The sequence below is a fragment of the Actinophytocola sp. genome, from assembly GCF_036555685.1.
In the GTDB taxonomy this organism is placed as follows: domain Bacteria; phylum Actinomycetota; class Actinomycetes; order Mycobacteriales; family Pseudonocardiaceae; genus Actinophytocola.
Map to the genome: position 1 here is coordinate 19,614 of NZ_DATBKY010000091.1, position 16,532 is coordinate 36,145.

Genomic DNA, 16,532 nt, shown 5'->3' on the forward strand with positions numbered 1-16,532 from the left:
ACGTTACCCAGAACGGCCGACACTCCCGCCGGACTCACCGTCGTGCGAACGCTGGTACTCGCGCCACCGCCGCATGAGCGTGGGGAGCTCCTCGCGCAGGAAGTCGAAGAACTGCCGGCTCTGGTCCAGGCGCGTGCCCGCATTGGTGTGCACGCCGAGGACCTTGGCGCCCTCGCCCATCAGTACCGACCACTGCTCGAGCTGCTTGTCCCGGTTGGCATACGCCTCGTACCAGAGGTCGTCGCTCACCTCGTAGTGATCACGCCGCTCGCCGGGGTCGCGGGCGCGCACGACCAGCCCGACCTGCGCCAGGTACCGCACCGCGCCGGAGATCGCGGCCGGGCTCACCTGCAGCGACCCGGCCAGCTCGCCCGCGGTCCGCTTGCCGTCCTCGGCGATCAGCAGCGAGCCGAACACCCGCGCCGGCATCCGCGGGATCCCGGAGTCGACGAGGAGCAGGGCGAAGCGTTCGACGAACCGCGCCAGCTCCGCAGGATCGGCGGCATCCTCCGCTGGGCCCCTCGCACCGTCCGTCACGTTCCGCATCTTCCACTCCGGCCATGTGGTCTCGATCAGTTTTATATGTTTTCTTAACTTCACAACTTTGTGAAATCACTGTACTTTCAGCAGCATGACAACCGCAATCTCCGTGTCCGGCCTGGTCAAGACCTTCGGCCAGACACGCGCGCTGGATGGACTGGACCTGACGGTGCGCACCGGCGAGGTGCACGGCTTCCTCGGCCCGAACGGCGCGGGAAAGTCGACGACCATCCGCGTCCTGCTGGGCCTGCTGCGTGCCGACGCCGGGCAGGCCACGCTCCTGGGGGGCGACCCGTGGACCGACGCCACCAGCCTGCACCGACGGCTGGCCTACGTGCCCGGTGACGTCTCGCTGTGGCCGAACCTCTCCGGGGGCGAGGTGATCGACCTGCTCGGACGGCTGCGTGGCGGCCTGGACCCGAAGCGGCGGGCCGACCTCCTCGAGCGTTTCGACCTGGACCCGACGAAGAAGGGCCGCTCGTACTCGAAGGGCAACCGGCAGAAGGTCGCCCTCGTCGCGGCGCTCTCGTCGGACGTCGAGCTGCTCGTCCTGGACGAGCCGACCTCCGGCCTCGACCCGCTGATGGAAGCGGTGTTCCAGGACTGCATCAACGAAGAGCGCGAGCGCGGCCGCACGGTCCTGCTGTCGAGCCACATCCTCGCCGAGGTCGAGAGCCTCTGTGACCGCGTCAGCATCATCCGGCTCGGCCGCACGGTCGAGACCGGCACGCTCGCCGAGCTGCGGCACCTGACGCGCACGTCGATCTCCGCGGAGCTCGGCGGCCCGCCGAACGGCCTCGCCCAGCACCCGGGCGTGCACGACCTGCAGGTCGACGGCTCGCACGTGAAGTTCGACGTGGACACGAAGGAGCTCGACGCCGTGCTGCGCGAGCTGACGAAGGTCGGCGTGCGCAGCCTGACGAGCCAGCCGCCGACGCTCGAGGAGCTGTTCCTGCGGCACTACGAGTCCGACCTCGCCGCCGAGGCCGGCCGGCACGCGGCGGTGGCGAAATGACCACCGCGACCCTCGAACGCCCCACCCGGGCCGCGGCATCCGGCGGGTGGGACGCGTTCACCGGCACCGGTGCGCTGCTGCGCCTGGCGATACGCCGGGACCGGATCTTCGCGTCGGTGTGGGTGGTGCTGTTCGTCGTGCTGGCGGCCAGCTCGGCGTCGGCTTCGCAGAGCGTGTTCACCACGGTCGAGTCGCGGGTGTCGGCCGCGGCCGGGGTCAACGGCACGCCGGCCACGCTCGCGCTGTACGGCCGGGTCTTCGACCCGACCTCGCTGGGCGCGGTGTCGATGTTCAAGGTCGGCGCGATGGGGGCCGCGCTCGTGGCCCTGCTCGCGATCTTCCTGGTCACCCGGCACACCCGCGCCGAGGAGGAGTCCGGCCGGCTCGAGCTGATCGGCGCGACCGTGGTCGGCCGGTACGCGGCGCTCACCGCGGCGCTGCTGATGGCGACGGGCACCGTGCTGGTGCTCTCGTTGCTGACCGCGCTCACGTTGGCCGGCACCGGCCTGCCCGCGAGCGGGGCGTTCGCCTTCGGGCTGCACTGGGCGGGCGCGGGCATCGCGTTCGCGGCGGTCGCCGGCGTCGCCGCGCAGGTCACCGAGAGCGCGCGGGCCGCGAACGGGATCGGTGCCGCGGTGCTCGCCGCCGCGTACCTGCTGCGCGCGGCCGGCGACGCGACCGGGGTGGACACCTCGACGTGGCTGTCGTGGCTGTCCCCCATCGGCTGGGCCCAGCAGGTACGCCCGTTCGCCGGTGACCGGTGGTGGGTGCTCACCTACCTGCTCGTCTTCGCGGTGCTCGTGACGCTGGCGGCGTACGCGCTCGTGGCGCGCCGCGACCACGGCGCGGGCCTGCTGGCGGCACGCCCTGGCCGGGCCACCGCGGCCACCCGCCTGTCGACGCCGCTCGCGCTCGCCGTGCGGTTGCACCGCGGTGCGTTCATCGGCTGGCTGGTCGGCGTCGCGCTCGGCGGTCTCGTGCTGGGCAGCATCGCCTCGCAGGTCGGCGACTTCCTCGACACGCCGCAGGCCCGCGACATGATCATGAAGCTGGGTGGCGAGCGCGGGCTGACCGACGCGTTCCTGTCCACGGAGATGGGTTTCCTCGGGGTGATCGTCTCCGCGTACGGGATCTCCGCGGCGCTGCGGCTGCGGTCCGAGGAGGCCGCCGGCCGGGCGGAGCCGATCCTCGCGACCCGCGTCGGCCGGGTGCGCTGGGCGGCCTCGCACATGACGGTCGCGCTCGTGGGCACGGCGCTGCTGCTGGTCGTCGTCGGGGTGTTCGCCGGCTTCGCACACGGTGCCGCGACGGACGACTACGGGCAGATCGGCCGGCTGGTCGGCGCCGCGCTGGCGCAGCTGCCGGCGGTGTGGGTGCTGACCGGGATCACCGTGGCGGCGTTCGGGCTGGTTCCTGGATGGATCATGGCCGGCTGGGGCGCGCTGGTCGTGTTCCTGGTGCTGGGCACGCTCGGCTCGGTGCTGCGGCTGCCGCAGTGGGTGATGGACCTGTCGCCGTTCACCCACTCACCGAAGCTGCCCGGCGGCGAGCTGTCGGCGGCGCCGCTGATCATCCTTACGGCCGTCGCGGTGGCGCTGCTGGCGATCGGCCTGTCGGCCTTCCGGCGGCGAGACATCGGCTGACCGGGGTTCGGTCGTGGCGGCGCCTCCTTTGGTGGGGGCGCCGCCACGTTGTCCACAGCCGGCTTACTTGTCCACAGCACACGGCTGACCTCCCCTTTTGTCAGGGTCCCCCGGTAAACTGACGGTCACGAGGGGTGCCCCCGGAGAGGGCGGGGGCTACGTTTCTTGCGTTCTGCACGCGCGTGCGCGCGACCCGTCGGGGCACTCTGCGTACGCCTGCGCGCGGCCTTTGTGGCATTCACGTCGGTGGCACGAGTCGCCTTTTACCGGGGTACCAGTGGGGCGTGCGAGGTTGGCGGGTGCTGGTCGTGGAATGCCTGGGCCCGGCGTGGGGTTGTGGCCGAACGGACCGGTACGACGACGTGTGGGGACGGTGATCGCGGGTGGCCGACGAGACGGAAGCCATCCACGAGCGGACCCGGTTACCCGGTGAGGTGTGGGTCCTCGTCGCCGCGAACTTCGTCATCGCGGCCGGGTTCGGGCTGGTCGCGCCCGCGCTGCCAACCTTTGCCCGCAGCTTCGACGTCAGCGTGACCGCCGCGTCGGTCGTGATCAGTGCGTTCGCCGTCGCGCGTCTCGTCTTCGCGCCGGCCAGCGGCCGGTTGATCAATGTGCTGGGCGAGCGGCGCGTCTACCTCACCGGCATCTCGATCGTCGCGCTCACCACCGGCTCGTGCGCGTTCGCGGCCAACTACTGGCAGCTGCTGATCTTCCGCTCCGTCGGCGGCATCGGCTCCACGATGTTCACCGTCTCCGCGATCGCCCTGCTCATCCGCGTCACGCCGGTGCCACTGCGCGGCCGCGCCTCGGGCCTGTGGGGCACCGGCTTCCTCCTCGGCAACGTCACCGGTCCGCTGCTCGGCGGCGGGCTGCTCACGATCTCCCTGCGCGCCCCGTTCCTCGTCTACGCCGGCATGCTGTTCGTCGCCGTCGGGATCGTCTGGTGGTTCCTGCGCCACTCACCGCTGGCCGCGCCGGTCACCGACGACGCGCCCAAGATCACGCTGCGTACCGCGCTGGGCCACCGCTCCTACCTCGCCACGCTCGCCTCCAGCTTCGCCAACGGCTGGGCCGTGTTCGGCGTTCGGGTCTCGCTCGTTCCCCTGTTCGTCGAGGAGGTCCTGCACCGCGACGGCGCGTTCGCGGGGACCGCGCTCGCCGTGTTCGCCGCGGGCAACGTCGTCACGCTGCTCGTCTCCGGCCGGCTCGCGGACACGATCGGCCGCAAGCCCATGGTCATCCTCGGCCTGCTCGTGGCGGGCGGTGGCACCGTGTGGCTCGGCTTCACCGACACCGTCCTGCTGTTCCTCGTCGCGAGCGCCGTGGCCGGCATCGGCTCCGGCATGCTCACCCCCGCGCAGCAGGCGGCGGTCGCCGACGTCATCGGCTCGAAGGGCCGCGGCGGACCCGTGCTCGCCGCGTTCCAGATGGCCGCCGACATCGGCGCGGTCATCGGCCCGATCGCCGCGGGTGTCCTCGCCGACCACCTGTCCTACGCGGCCGCCTTCGCCATGACCGGTGTGCTGGCCCTGGTCGCCGCGCTCGTCTGGCTGCCCGCACCGGAGACGCTGCCGGGCCGGACCGGCAAGACCGCGCACCCGACGCCCGCGGAGGTGCTCGGCACCGAGGTCACGCCAGCCGCCTCGCCGCAGCCAGCACCAGAAAGTCCACCACGAAGCAGGTGAGCGCGCCGCCCTCGTCGCGGCCGACCCACACCGGGTAGGCGCCGTCGCCCCATCCGGAGCTGACCGTGATCAGGTTCGCGAAGGAGCCGGTCAGCTCGTGCGCCCAGCCGTCCATGTCGTCGTAGGCGTCCTCGATCGTCTTCGCGAAGTCGGCGGCCACGGCCACGTCGACCAGCGCGACCCGGCCCGCGTCCACGCCGACGCCGAAGAACTCGCCGTCGCCGAGCAGCAGCGGGTGCTCCCCGTCGCGCCACGCGTTGTTCCACGTCGCCGTCGGCCGGTCCGACACCCACAACGCGCACGCCGCGACCCGCGTGTGCTCCGGCGAGTCCGCGAACCGCACGACCGAGAGCTGCAGCGGGTACTCGCCGGGCACCACGGTCTCCTCGAACGGCACCACCTCGTGCAGCCACGGGTCCGGGTCGGCGACGATCAGCCGCCCGCTCGGCAACCGCAGCCGGCCGCCCGAGACCAGCTCGACCGTGACGTCGGCGCCGTCGTCGAGCTCGAACCTGGCGCCGCCCTCGAAGGTCTCGTCCAGCTGCCGGGGGCGCAGCGGCATCGGCGGACGCCACGGCGGCTCGGCGGCCGGGTCGGCGGCCGGCGGGTCCGCGCGCACGGTCAGCGGGCCGAGGTCCCCGACGACCGCCGCCCACTCGCCGAACTCCGGCACCGGGTGGTCCGTCGCCACCTCCAGGTCCGGCCCCGCCCAGTGCCCGGAGATCGTCCGCGACCCGTCCGGCGCGTACCTCGCGCGCCAGGACGACCGGCGCCACTCCGGTTCGTCCTTGTTGAACTCGAGGTTCGCCGGCTCGTACGCCCACTGCCGCGCGTTCAGCAGCAGGAGCCGCTCGTCCGGCCAGCGCCGGAACTCGAGCTGGCGATGGCGGCGGTCCTGCTCGTCGAAGTACCACACCGACGCGTGGTGGGCCGCCCAGCAGACCTCGACGAGCACCAACGGCCGCTCGCCCGTGAGCACGAACGCGTACTGGTCGCCGACCGCGTCCCGCTCGCGCGCGACCGCCTCCGGCAGCGCGTCCACGATCGACCTGCGCACCGGGTCCCAGCCCGCGCAGTACACGATCTCGACGGTCACGGACGCATCCTGACAGGCGCACCCCGCTCGTGGCTCGCGTAGGTTCGCGGACATGGCGACGATGGTGACGTTCCACGCCCACCCCGACGACGAGTGCATCGCCTGCGGCGGCGTGATGCGCAAGGCCTACGAGGAGGGCCACCGGGTGGTGCTGGTGGTGGCGACCCGCGGCGAGGTCGGCGAGGTGCCGGACGGCTTCCTCGCCGACGACGAGGAGCTGTGGGAGCGCCGGGTCAAGGAAACCCATGCCGCGGCGGACATCCTGGGCGCGGCGCGCGTGGAGTTCCTCGGTTATGTCGATTCGGGAATGATGGGCGAGCCGACCAACGACGCGCCCGGCACGTTCTGGACCGCGGACGTCGAGGAGGCCGCCGGGCGGCTCGCGGCGATCCTGCGCGAGGAGAACGCCGAGGTGCTGACCGTGTACGACGACCACGGCACCTACGGCCACCCGGACCACATCCAGGTGCACCGGGTCGGCATGCGGGCGGCCGAGCTGGCCGGCACGCCGCGGGTCTTCCAGGCCACGATCAACCGCGACCACGTGCGGCGCGGCCGCGAGGAAGCCATGCGGCAGGCCGGCGAGCAGCCGAGCGAGGACGCCGACGTTCCGGACCTCGGCGAGGACTTCGGGACGGCCGAGGCGGACCTCACGACCGCGGTGGACGTATCCCGGTACGTCACGTACAAGCGGCAGGCCATGCGCGCGCACGCGAGCCAGATCAGCGAGGAGTCGTTCTTCCTGGCGCTGCCGGACGAGCCGTTCGCGCGGGCGTTCGGCACGGAATGGTTCATCCACGTCGGCGCCCCGCCCGGGATCGCCGAGTCCGACCTGTTCGCGTAATGCTCTTCGACGGCGTGCTCGCCGCCGGCCCGGTGCGGGAGCTCGTGTCGGACTCCGCCTGGCTGCGGGCGATGCTCGACGCGGAGGCCGCGCTGGCCGGCGCCTGCGCCGACACCGGCCTGGTGCCGCGGGACGCCGCCGACAAGATCGCCGCGGCGTGCGCGGCGGCCCGCTACGACCCGGCTGAGCTGGGGCGCGCGGCCGCGGACTCCGGCAACCCGGCGGCACCCCTGGTCCGGGCGCTGACGGCCGAGGTCGGTGGCGAGGCCGCCCGGTACGTCCACTTGGGAGCGACCAGCCAGGACATCGTGGACACGGCCGCGATGCTCGTCGCACGCGCCGCGCGCACGGCGGTGCTGGCGGACCTGGACGCGTGCTGCGACGCGCTCGCCGGGCTGGCCGGGGCGCACCGGCGGACCGTCCAAGCGGGACGGACGCTGCTGCAGCAGGCGCTGCCGACGTCGTTCGGGCTGGTGGCGGCCGGCTGGCTGGCGTCTTTGTCGGCGGCCGGTTCGGCACTGCGGTCGGTGGTGCTGCCGGCTCAGCTCGGCGGCGCGGTCGGCACGCTGGCGTCGCTGGGCGCGGACGGGCCCGCCGTGGCGTCGGCGTACGCCCGGCGGCTCGGGCTGGCCGAGCCTGACCTGCCGTGGCACACCGACCGCGGGCCGGTCGCCGCGCTGGCGGACGCGCTCGGCCGGGTGTGCGGGAGCGTGGCCAAGATCGCCGGGGATCTCGTGCTGCTCGCGCAGACGGAGGTCGGCGAGGTCAGCGAGTCGGCCGAGGGCGCCGGCGGGTCGTCCACGATGCCGCACAAGCAGAACCCGGTGGCGGCGATCTCCGCGCGGGCCGCCGCTCTCCAGGCGCCGGGCATGGTCTCGACGCTGCTCACGGCCATGGCGCACGAGCACCAGCGGGCGGCCGGCGCGTGGCACGCCGAGTGGCGCCCGCAGCGGGAGCTGTTGTGCGCCACGGGGTCGGCCATGTGGTGGTTGCGCACGAGCCTCGCCCGGCTCGTCGTGCACGCCGACCGGATGCGCGCCAATGTGGACCTGGCGGGTGGCGCGCTGCTGGCCGAGCGGGTGACCACGGCGCTGGCGCCGGCCGTCGGCCGGCTGACCGCGCACGACGCGGTGGCCGAGTGCGTGCGCGCCGGAGGCGACCTGGCGTCCGCGCTGGCCGGGCACCCCGCGCTCGGGCTCGATCGGGAGCGGGCGGCCGAGCTGCTGGACCCGGCGGGCTACCTGGGCGCGGCCGGCGAGTTCGTCGACCGGGCGCTGGCGCGGTACGACGCGGAGAAGGAGCGGCGATGACCGTCGAGGTGCACCACGAGGTGACCGGGCCCGAGGACGGGCCGGTGGTCGTGCTGGCCGGGTCGCTCGGCAGCGACCTGCGGATGTGGGAGCCGCAGGTGGAACCGCTGGTCGAAGCGGGTTTCCGGGTCGTGCGCTACGACCAGCGCGGGCACGGACGCTCGCCGGCGCCGGCGGGGCCGTACACGCTGGCCGAGCTCGGCGAGGACCTCGTGGCGCTGCTGGACCGGCTGGAGCTGGCGCGGGTGTCGCTGGTCGGCTTGTCGCTGGGCGGCATGACCGGCATGTGGCTCGGCCGGCACCACCCGGCGCGGCTGGACCGGCTGGTGCTGTGCTGCACGTCCGCGGAGCTGGGCCCGGAGTCGATGTGGGTCGAGCGGGCGAAGGTGGCCCGCGAGTCCGGTTTGGACGACCTGGCCGACGCCGGCGTCGGGCGGTGGCTGACGCACGCCGGGCGCGCGGCGAACCCGGCGCTGTCGGCCTGGCTGCGGGAGATGTTCACCGGCCAGGACGCGGAGGGCTACGCGTCGTGCTGCACGGCCATCCAGACGATGTCCATAGTGGACGAGTTGGCGAAGGTCCACGCGCCCACGCTGGTGATCGCCGGCGCGGAGGACCAGGCCACGCCGCCGGATCACGCCCGCCGCATCGCGGACGCGATCCCCGGCGCGCGGCTGGAGATCGTCGAGGGCGCGGCGCATCTCGGCAACGTCGAGCGGCCGGCCGAGTTCACCGCGCTGATCGTGAACCACCTGCGCACCCGGTACGCGGCCGGGATGGAGGTGCGCCGCGCGGTCCTGGGCGACGAGCACGTCGATCGCGCGGTCGCCGGCACGACGGACTTCACCCGCCCGTTCCAGCACCACATCACCGAGACCGCGTGGGGTTCGGTGTGGACACGGCCGGGCCTGGACCGCCGCACCCGCAGCGTGATCACCTTGACCGCACTCGTGTCCCTGAAGTGCTTCGACGAGCTCGCCCTGCACGTCCGGGCCGCGATCCGCAACGGCCTCACCCCGGCGGAGATCTCGGAGATCCTCCTGCACACGTCGGTCTACGCGGGCGTCCCGGCCGCCAACTCGGCTTTCGCCATCGCGCGCGAGATTCTCGACGAGATGTGACAAGCGCGCCCGTCGGCCGGTGGCCTCACCCGCGACCGACCAGCTCCGCCGGATCCGGGGAGCCGTTCGCGATGACGATCCGGTACCGGTAGGACAGCGACTCGCCCGGGGCGACGGGAGCCTCCGTGTCGAAGAACGGGGCCGGGCAGACCGCGGCGAACGGCGTCGAGCGGACGAACCACCGCACGTCCGACTCCGCCGACTCCGCCTCGAACACCAGCGTCGAGAACCGGCCGCTGCCGTCGTGCTGGCCGCGGAACGCCAGCCACGGCGCGCGGACGCCCATCAGCTCGTCGCCGCCCGTCCGCCCCGGCACGGTGACCTCGCCGCCGGTGAACGAGCGCGGGCCGCGCCAGAACAGGCCGCCGTAGCCGGCGTTCGCCCGGCCGTTCGTGGTCGGGCTGCCCAGCACGATCTCGGCGTCCCACACGTTGGTGAACGTCGTCGCGAAGCCGAGCGTCCACGACCCGTCCGCGACCGCGAAGGTCAGCGCCCGCGACTCGGTGAACCAGCGCTCCCCCTGCTCGGTGTCCCACGCCAGCTCTTCGCGCACCGACGAGCCGGACACCGAGCCGAACGACAGGTGCCGCGTCGTGCCGTTGTTCGGCAGCTGCTCGTAGCCCCGGCCGCGGCGAAACGTCGGCCCGCCCCAGAAGTTCGCGGGACCCACGTGCGGCAGCGACCACGCGATGCCCTTGTGCCACACGTGGTCGTGTGGCCGGTACAGCGAGACCACGTCGCCCGCGAGTGTCCGAAGTGGATGGAAGTACGGCCGCGGCGACTCCAGCTGGACGTCCCACGGCTCGAACACGTAGCGCGCCAGCTCGGTCCCGTCGTGGCTGAACCGCAGCCACGCGGTGCCGGTCGTCAGGTCCATGGCGCCCCCGTCCCGTCCATCCGGTGGTAGAACGGCGAGTCCGGCCCCAGCTCGCCGCGCGCGATCCGCCGGCCGGTGAACGCCGACGCGTAGATCGCCGCGACCAGCTCCACCGTCCGCCGCGCGTCGGTGAGCGTCACCGGCGGCGGCGTGCCCGCGGCCACCGCGTCCAGCACGGCCGCGAGCTGCGCGTCGTGCCCGCTGCGCACGCCCGTCGCCCCGGCCGCCCAGGCGTCGGCCACCGCCGCCTCGTGGCCCGGCGCGGCGGTGACCGTCCAGTCGTCGTCGCCGTAGCCGTACACGTGGTCCAGCTCGACCGTCGCGTGCTCGAAGTCGAACCGCAGGTAGCTCGACTCCCGCGGCGACACCACGCTGTTCACCACGGTCGCCACCACGCCGTTGGCGAACGTCACGATCGCCGCGGACAGGTCCTCGGTGTCGGTCGGCTTCACCTGCCGGGCGGCGACCGCGACCACCGAGTCCCAGTCCCCCATGATCGACAGCAGCAGGTCGAACTGGTGGATGCCGTGGCCCATCGTCGGCCCGCCGCCCTCGACGTCGAACCGGCCGCGCCACGGCACCGCGAAGTACGAGTCCGCCCGGAACCACAGCGTGTGACACACCGCCGCGGTCGGCCGGCCGAGCCGCGGGTCGCCCACCAGCTCGCGCAGGGTCGTGGCCCCGCTGCCGAACCGGTGCTGGAACACCGTCGCGAAGTGCGCGCCATCCGCCGCCGCGCCGGCCACGGCGTCCAGCTCGGCCAGGCTCAGCACCGGGGGCTTCTCGCACAGCACCGACGCGCCGCTCCGCAGCGCCGCGATCGCCTGCGCCGCGTGCAGCCCGGGCGGCGTGCACACGTGCACCAGGTCCGGCGACTCGGCGGCCAGCAGCGCGTCGAGGTCCGGGTACAGCCGCGGCACCGACCACTTCTCGCCGAACGCCGCGAGCCGGTCCGCGTCGATGTCCGTAGCCGCGACGATCCGCGCGCGGCCGAGCCGGTGGAGGCTCGCGGCGTGGAACCCGGCGATCCCGCCGGTCCCCACGACGGCGCACCGCAGACTCGGAGTCATCACCTCACGGTAGTGCGCCGCTCGCGGCCTGAACACAAAGCGTAGTTGCTCGCACGCTTACCGTGTACGATTGACCCCGTGGAGCAGGCTATGAATGCACAGGGCGACGGGTTTCTCAACCATCTGGTCGGTGCCGCTCGGCAATCGGCTGAGACCCCGTGACAGCGGGAAACACCAGGCTGCACGGTTATGACCATGGTCGGGGACACACTGGGTGACTTATCGGGTCGGCTGCTGGTGCAGTGCCGGCCGGGGCAGGCCAAGAACGCGGCGCGCGTGGCGAGCGCGCACGGCACTGGACTGGTACTGACGGGCCGCATGCCGCGGCCGACCGTGGAGGCGCTGCGCGCCCACGGGTTCACGGGGCCGATCCTCTGCGACGCCAACCGCTACTCGGGCCGCCGCCGCGCGACGGCCGCGCTGGGCGTGCGCGACGCGTGGACGGCCGAGCAGCACGACCTGGGGCTGGTCGCGCTGACCGACTCGGGCTACCTCGGGCCGCAGGACTGGCAGGGGCTGCGCCGCATCCTCGCCGAGGCCGCGCGCCAGCCGGGCCCGGTCGTGGCGATGCTGCCGCTGTCGGCTCGCTGGTTCGAGCAGTCCGTCGACGGGCTCGCGGAGGAGATCGACCACTACGGCGTACCGGTGGCGATCGCGATCGAGCACGCGAAGGACCCGTTCGGCGTGCGGTACGTGGCGCGCGGGTTCCTGGCGCTGCTTGCCGTGCGGGTGCCGGTGCTGCTGCTGCGGTCGGACGTGTCGGCGATCGGCGCGCTGGCGCACGGCACGCACGCGGCGGCCATCGGCACGACGCAGCGGCTGCGCCGGATCCCGCCGCGGGCCGGGCGGGGCGTGGTGGGCTTCCCCTCGCTGCGGGCGTTCGTGCCGCCGCTGCTGGGCCACCACCCGCTGGACGCGATGAGCCGGCTGGCCCCGTACTGGCCGTGCGACTGCCACGAGTGCGCCGGCCGGACGCTCACCGAGCTGGAGCGCGCGCAGCGGCCGGAGGTGTCCGCGTTCCGGCACTCGCTGTCCGCGCAGCTGACGCTGTGGTCGACGGTGCGCTCCGCGGCGTCCGCAGTGGACGGTTGGCTGGCGCACTGCGGCCAGGCCCTGTCGGTACACCGCCGCCTGGCGATGACCCTGCCGGCCTGGTACCCGCCGGCCAACCTGCACAGCTGGACCCAGCTGTCCCACGGCGTCCGCAGCGACGAACGTGCCCACGGCTAGCTGCCGCAGGCTCCCTTGGCGCGCAGTACGCGGGTGAGCGCGTCGGTGATCCGGGGGGCCGGAAGCGTGCCGTCCTCGGCCGCGGACTCGAGCGTGTCCAGGACCTCCGGGACGAACTGCTCGCCCGAGGACCAGAACGCGATGTCGGCGCCCGCGGCGAGTGACGTCAGCACCGCCTTCGGCAGCGGGTAGCGGCCGGAGATCGCCTGCATGCCGCCCAGGTCGTCGGTGATCGCGAGGTCGTCGAAGCCGAACTCCGAGCGCAGCAGCTTGTACGTCGCGGGGCTGAGGGTCGCCGGGACGCCGTTCGTGAGGCCCGGCACCGCCATGTGGCCGACCATCACGGCGACGCGGGTGGTGCGCAGCAGCCGGCGGTACGGCACGAGGTCGACCTTCTGGAGGTCGGCGAGCCTGGGCGTGGTCACCGCGGCCTGGTGCGAGTCGCCGTCGGCGTGGCCGTGGCCGGGGAAGTGCTTGATCACCGGCAGCACGCCGGACTCCGCCAGCCCCTGGGCGAACGCACCGGCGTACTTGCTGACGACCTGCGGGTCGGCGCTGAAGGAGCGGTCGCCGATCACGTCGTCGTCCGGCTGGCTCGTGACGTCGACGACCGGCGCGAAGTCGACCGTGACGCCGCGCTTGTGCAGGGCCGTGCCGCGGTCGCGGGCGAGCTTGTGCACCTGCGCCACCGTCATCGACCTGGCCATGACGCGGGCGCTCGGCACGTCGCCGTCGAGGTCGTCGACGCGCTGCACGCGGCCGCCCTCCTCGTCGACGCTCACCGCGAGCGGCACCTTCGCGGCCTTGCGCACGCCGGCGAGCCGGTCACCGGTGAGCAGCGTCGTGTCGTTCCCGCCGAGGAAGATCCCGCCGATGCCCTCCTCGCCGGCGACCTTCGTGGCGGAGTCCGCGGAGCTCGGGTCGACACCGACCATGAGCAGCTGCGCGAGCCGCTGGCGGGTGGACAGTCCGTCGATGACCTCGGCGCAGTCCGAGACCGGCTCGGCGGATCTCGACGGCTCCGACGTGATGGTCGTCGTGGTGCTCGTCGTGGTGGTCGGCGGCGTGCTCGCTGACCGCTCGGCCACCGGGTGCCCGGACGTCGTGGTCCGCGACCCGAGCAGGGCGATCACGGCGACCGTCGCCACTGCCAGCACCAACCCGATCAGCCGTATCCGTCGGGGACCCATGCGCTCCTCGCGTCTCATCGTTTCGGCCAGTGCCAGGATGGTTCATCAAGGCGGCCCTGGCCATCGAGGGTGGTCCGGCTCAGCTCCTTGACGAGCGTCAACGTACTCGCCCGCTCCCCGGCGATCGCCTCGATGGCCCGGATCAGCGGCAGCGCGTGGGTGACGACGATCAGCTGCGTGCGCTCCGCGGCCTTGACGATCAGCGCGGCGAGCGGGACGAGCAGGTCCGGGTGCAGGCTCGTCTCCGGCTCGTTGAGGACGAGTAGCTCGGGTGGTCGCGGGGTGAGCAGCGCGGCGACCCAGAGCAGGTAGCGCAGCGTGCCGTCGGACAGCTCGGCGGCGTCGAGCGGGCGGAGCAGGCCGGCCTGGCGGAACCGCAGGCCGAAGCGGGTGTCGTGGTTGGCGATCTCGACCGACGCGCCGGGGAACGCGCCGTCGACCGCGCCGTCGAGGGCCGCGGCGTCGCCGGTCTCGCGGATCGTCTGCAGCGCGGCGGCCAGGTCGGCGCCGTCGTGGTCGAGGACCGGCGTGCGCGTGCCGATGCGGCTCGCGCGGGCGGGGGCGTCGGCGTCGGTGCGGAACTGGTCGTAGAACCGCCACGACCGGATCCGCTCGCGGAGCACCAGCACCTCGGGCGACGCGGACTCGATCAGCATGCTGTCGGTCAGCCGGATCGGGCGCGGCTCGCCCCAGGCGCCGTCGTCACCGCGAGCACGCAGGGTGCCGTTGTGCCGGTCGGCGAGCAGCGTGGACGGCTTGAGCACCGGCCCGGCCCAGAGTGCCTCGCGCTTGAACTCGGGGTCGAGGTTGAACGCGGTCGTCGTGGGGACCGGCAGGCCGAGGTCGAGCGCGTAGCCGAACTCGTCGCCCGCGAACCCGAGGCGCAGCCCGACCGGCTGGGTGCGCACCGTGCCCTGGGTGCCCCTGCCGCTCTCCGGGCCGGCCCACAGCGTCGACTGCAGCCCGCCCTCCCGCGCGAGCGCGGCGACGGCGCCGTTGCGGGAGGCGTCGGCGAGCAGCCGCAGCGCGCGGTAGAGGCTGGACTTGCCGCTCCCGTTCGCCCCCGTCACGAGCGTCAACCGGGCCAGCGGCAGCACGAGGTGCCGCAGCGACCGGTAGTTCTCGACCGCGAGCGTGGTCAGCACCCGCCCGAGACTAGGCGCTGCCCCCGACTGTCCACAGGCGGGCGAGTTGTCCACAGCCGAGCACGCTCACCGCCTTTTGTCGGTGCCTCCCGGTAAACTGACGGTCACGAGGGGTGCCCCCGGAGAGGGTGGGGGCTTACGTTTCTTGGGTTCTGCACGCGCGCGAGCGAGCTTGGCGGCCCGGACGCTCGCGGGCGCGATCTCCCTGTTGTCAGGGTTTGCGGTAGACGGAGACGTGCATCGTGGAGTTGCCGTCGAACGTGCCCTCCTTCCAGTCGGCCCATCGGTGCTCCAGCTCCAGGCCGGCCAGCTGTGCCATCAGGTCCATCTCGTGGTGGGTCACGTTGCGGCCCTGGATCGGGTAGAACTTCGTGCCGTCCGGCTCGAAGATCACCCACACGCCGTTGTGGAACTGCGTCGCCGGGTCGGCCATGCCCGCCACGATCGTCAGCTTGTCGTGCTCGATCCGCGCGACCCGGAACGTGCCCTTGTCCCCCGGCCGCGCCCCGCTCACGACCATCGTCTCCAGGACGAACCGGCCGCCCGGTCGCAGGTGCGCCGCGGCGTTGCGGAACAGCTGTACCTGCGCCTCCTGCGTCGGCAGCACGAAGATCGAGTTGAACGCGATGAACGCGACCGCGAACTGCTGGTCCACGCGCACCGTGGTCATGTCGCCGACGATCGTCGTGACCTTGTCGGACTTCCGCTTCAGCTGCGCGAGCATGTCCTCGCTGACGTCCACCCCGACGACCTCGAGCCCCTGCTCCGCGAGCGGCACGGCCAGCCGCCCCGTGCCGACGCCGAACTCGAGCAGCGGCCCACCGTCCGCCAGCTCGGCCAGCTTGGCGACGGAGCCCTCGTCGTCCATCAGCCCCGCGTGCCACTCGTCGTAGTGCTCCGCCCAGCGCGCCCCGTACAGGCGCGGATCCATTTCCTCCATGGACCCAACCTCCCGCGCACCCGCCGGCGCGACAAGACTTTCGTCGACGAGCGAAACGATCACCGGTCCGTCTCGGCCGACGCGCTCCGGAAGTGGTTCGGTCGGGCAAGCTAGCCGCATGACGATCGACGAACTGATCAGCAGAATGCGCGACTCGCTGCAGGCCAAGGTGGTCTACGCCGAGCCGGTGGAGAAGGACGGCATGACGATCATCCCCGCCGCCGTGGTCCTCGGTGGCGGGGGTGGCGGCAGGGGCCAGGACAAGGACGCGCAGCAGGGCGAGGGCGCCGGCTTCGGCCTCATGGCCCGCCCGGCCGGCGCGTTCATCATCGAGAACGGCGAGGTCCGCTGGCAGCCGGCCCTCGACGCGACCCGCCTCGTCGGCGCGGGCGTCATCGTGCTGCTGGCGTTGACGAGGCGGTTCGGCCGCCGGCGGCGCCAGCTCGCGAAGGCGGCCGCTAGGGCGCGGCGTTCGAGTTGACCGCCTTGGCCGGCGGCTGCGGTGCCGGCACGCAGTGCTCGACCGAAGGCCGGTCCGCGCACGACACCGAGTCGTCGTCCGACGAACCGCCCAGCCCGAAGTACAACCCGACGATGATGCCGAGTGCGAACCCGAGCGCCACCATTCGCAGCAGCGTCGACATGGAAACCAGGACACCCATCATTTACCTCCCCGGAAATCGACCGGTTCCCAGTTTTCGGCAACGACGGGCCACGGAACAGGAATTGCCCACCGCCTCCCGAAACAGGAAACGGGAAACCCGCCGGGAAGCCTGACGAGCCATGAACCGAAGATGCGATGCGGCAACCCCCAGCAGCCGCATCG

Annotated in this window: 16 protein-coding genes and 1 pseudogene; 9 read left to right on the top strand and 8 right to left on the bottom strand. The window is 73.0% G+C overall.

Annotated features, from left to right (window positions below):
• Nucleotides 1-3: 3 nt before the first annotated feature.
• Nucleotides 4-546 (bottom strand): GbsR/MarR family transcriptional regulator, encoded by a 543-nt coding sequence (locus tag VH969_RS09240; RefSeq protein WP_414638447.1) that lies wholly within the window; start codon nt 544-546, stop codon nt 4-6.
• An 85-nt stretch (nt 547-631) separates the two neighbouring features.
• Here VH969_RS09240 and VH969_RS34490 point away from each other — a divergent pair.
• The 4 genes and pseudogenes from VH969_RS34490 to VH969_RS09255 all read left to right on the top strand — a co-directional run.
• Nucleotides 632-1,195: pseudogene (locus VH969_RS34490) on the top strand (ABC transporter ATP-binding protein); the annotation flags it as partial.
• 42 nt (nt 1,196-1,237) lie between these two features.
• Nucleotides 1,238-1,555 (top strand): DUF4162 domain-containing protein, encoded by a 318-nt coding sequence (locus VH969_RS34495; RefSeq protein ID WP_414638451.1) that lies wholly within the window; start codon nt 1,238-1,240, stop codon nt 1,553-1,555.
• Entirely contained in the window at nt 1,552-3,198 is a 1,647-nt protein-coding gene (locus VH969_RS09250) for an ABC transporter permease (protein ID WP_331973244.1), read from the top strand. The genes VH969_RS34495 and VH969_RS09250 overlap by 4 nt, the downstream gene beginning before the upstream one ends.
• 383 nt (nt 3,199-3,581) lie before the next feature.
• A complete protein-coding gene (locus VH969_RS09255; RefSeq protein ID WP_331973245.1) occupies nt 3,582-4,883 on the top strand; it encodes an MFS transporter in 1,302 nt (433 codons plus the stop codon).
• Here the strand turns inward: VH969_RS09255 and VH969_RS09260 are convergent.
• Nucleotides 4,828-5,979: a DUF4241 domain-containing protein gene (locus tag VH969_RS09260; protein ID WP_331973246.1), complete on the bottom strand. Its 1,152-nt coding sequence runs from the start codon at nt 5,977-5,979 to the stop codon at nt 4,828-4,830. The genes VH969_RS09255 and VH969_RS09260 overlap by 56 nt on opposite strands.
• A gap of 52 nt (nt 5,980-6,031) precedes the next feature.
• Between VH969_RS09260 and VH969_RS09265 the strand changes: the two genes are divergently transcribed.
• From VH969_RS09265 to pcaDC, 3 genes are read left to right on the top strand one after another with little or no spacing between them, the layout of a single operon-like run.
• Nucleotides 6,032-6,823, top strand: a complete 792-nt coding sequence (locus VH969_RS09265) for a PIG-L family deacetylase (RefSeq protein ID WP_331973247.1) — start codon at nt 6,032-6,034, stop codon at nt 6,821-6,823.
• Complete coding sequence (gene pcaB / locus VH969_RS09270; protein ID WP_331973248.1) at nt 6,823-8,133, top strand: 3-carboxy-cis,cis-muconate cycloisomerase; 1,311 nt, start codon at nt 6,823-6,825, stop codon at nt 8,131-8,133. The genes VH969_RS09265 and pcaB overlap by 1 nt, the downstream gene beginning before the upstream one ends.
• Nucleotides 8,130-9,254 (top strand): bifunctional 3-oxoadipate enol-lactonase/4-carboxymuconolactone decarboxylase PcaDC, encoded by a 1,125-nt coding sequence (gene pcaDC, locus VH969_RS09275; protein ID WP_527249153.1) that lies wholly within the window; start codon nt 8,130-8,132, stop codon nt 9,252-9,254. The genes pcaB and pcaDC overlap by 4 nt, the downstream gene beginning before the upstream one ends.
• Before the next feature lie 25 nt (nt 9,255-9,279).
• On the opposite strand, the gene VH969_RS09285 is transcribed toward pcaDC, so the two are convergent.
• Nucleotides 9,280-10,131 carry a DUF6807 domain-containing protein gene (locus tag VH969_RS09285; protein WP_331973249.1) on the bottom strand — a complete coding sequence of 284 codons (852 nt, stop codon included), beginning with the start codon at nt 10,129-10,131 and terminating at the stop codon, nt 9,280-9,282.
• Nucleotides 10,122-11,201, bottom strand: a complete 1,080-nt coding sequence (locus tag VH969_RS09290) for a Gfo/Idh/MocA family protein (RefSeq protein ID WP_331973250.1) — start codon at nt 11,199-11,201, stop codon at nt 10,122-10,124. The genes VH969_RS09285 and VH969_RS09290 overlap by 10 nt, the downstream gene beginning before the upstream one ends.
• 195 nt (nt 11,202-11,396) lie before the next feature.
• Between VH969_RS09290 and VH969_RS09295 the strand changes: the two genes are divergently transcribed.
• On the top strand, nt 11,397-12,431 hold the full coding sequence (locus tag VH969_RS09295; protein WP_331973251.1) for a hypothetical protein: 1,035 nt from the start codon (nt 11,397-11,399) through the stop codon (nt 12,429-12,431).
• Here VH969_RS09295 and VH969_RS09300 read toward each other — a convergent pair.
• The 3 genes from VH969_RS09300 to VH969_RS09310 form a co-directional block, all read right to left on the bottom strand.
• Nucleotides 12,428-13,621 carry a glycoside hydrolase family 3 N-terminal domain-containing protein gene (locus VH969_RS09300; protein WP_331973252.1) on the bottom strand — a complete coding sequence of 398 codons (1,194 nt, stop codon included), beginning with the start codon at nt 13,619-13,621 and terminating at the stop codon, nt 12,428-12,430. The genes VH969_RS09295 and VH969_RS09300 overlap by 4 nt on opposite strands.
• Nucleotides 13,622-13,635: 14 nt before the next feature.
• Nucleotides 13,636-14,766: an AAA family ATPase gene (locus VH969_RS09305; RefSeq protein WP_331973253.1), complete on the bottom strand. Its 1,131-nt coding sequence runs from the start codon at nt 14,764-14,766 to the stop codon at nt 13,636-13,638.
• A gap of 211 nt (nt 14,767-14,977) precedes the next feature.
• Nucleotides 14,978-15,706: a class I SAM-dependent DNA methyltransferase gene (locus VH969_RS09310; protein WP_331973254.1), complete on the bottom strand. Its 729-nt coding sequence runs from the start codon at nt 15,704-15,706 to the stop codon at nt 14,978-14,980.
• Nucleotides 15,707-15,824: 118 nt separating this feature from the next.
• On the opposite strand from VH969_RS09310, the gene VH969_RS09315 reads away from it, so the two are divergent.
• The gene (locus VH969_RS09315) at nt 15,825-16,187 is read left to right on the top strand and encodes a spore germination protein GerW family protein (protein ID WP_331973255.1); all 363 of its coding nucleotides are present in this window, start codon (nt 15,825-15,827) and stop codon (nt 16,185-16,187) included.
• On the opposite strand, the gene VH969_RS09320 is transcribed toward VH969_RS09315, so the two are convergent.
• A complete protein-coding gene (locus VH969_RS09320) occupies nt 16,165-16,350 on the bottom strand; it encodes a hypothetical protein (protein WP_331973256.1) in 186 nt (61 codons plus the stop codon). The two genes, VH969_RS09315 and VH969_RS09320, sit on opposite strands and share 23 nt — an antisense overlap.
• Between the last annotated feature and the right edge of the window lie 182 nt (nt 16,351-16,532).

Bases quoted from the DNA above. Each gene is read 5' to 3' on its own strand.
- VH969_RS09240 (WP_414638447.1), bottom strand. From the start codon at position 546: ATGCGGAACGTGACGGACGGTGCGAGGGGCCCAGCGGAGGATGCCGCC.
- VH969_RS09250 (WP_331973244.1), top strand. From the start codon at position 1,552: ATGACCACCGCGACCCTCGAACGCCCCACCCGGGCCGCGGCATCCGGC.
- VH969_RS09265 (WP_331973247.1), top strand. From the start codon at position 6,032: ATGGCGACGATGGTGACGTTCCACGCCCACCCCGACGACGAGTGCATC.
- pcaB (WP_331973248.1), top strand. From the start codon at position 6,823: ATGCTCTTCGACGGCGTGCTCGCCGCCGGCCCGGTGCGGGAGCTCGTG.
- pcaDC (WP_527249153.1), top strand. From the start codon at position 8,130: ATGACCGTCGAGGTGCACCACGAGGTGACCGGGCCCGAGGACGGGCCG.
- VH969_RS09285 (WP_331973249.1), bottom strand. From the start codon at position 10,131: ATGGACCTGACGACCGGCACCGCGTGGCTGCGGTTCAGCCACGACGGG.
- VH969_RS09290 (WP_331973250.1), bottom strand. From the start codon at position 11,201: ATGACTCCGAGTCTGCGGTGCGCCGTCGTGGGGACCGGCGGGATCGCC.
- VH969_RS09295 (WP_331973251.1), top strand. From the start codon at position 11,397: ATGGTCGGGGACACACTGGGTGACTTATCGGGTCGGCTGCTGGTGCAG.
- VH969_RS09300 (WP_331973252.1), bottom strand. From the start codon at position 13,621: ATGGGTCCCCGACGGATACGGCTGATCGGGTTGGTGCTGGCAGTGGCG.
- VH969_RS09310 (WP_331973254.1), bottom strand. From the start codon at position 15,706: ATGGAGGAAATGGATCCGCGCCTGTACGGGGCGCGCTGGGCGGAGCAC.
- VH969_RS09315 (WP_331973255.1), top strand. From the start codon at position 15,825: ATGACGATCGACGAACTGATCAGCAGAATGCGCGACTCGCTGCAGGCC.
- VH969_RS09320 (WP_331973256.1), bottom strand. From the start codon at position 16,350: ATGTCGACGCTGCTGCGAATGGTGGCGCTCGGGTTCGCACTCGGCATC.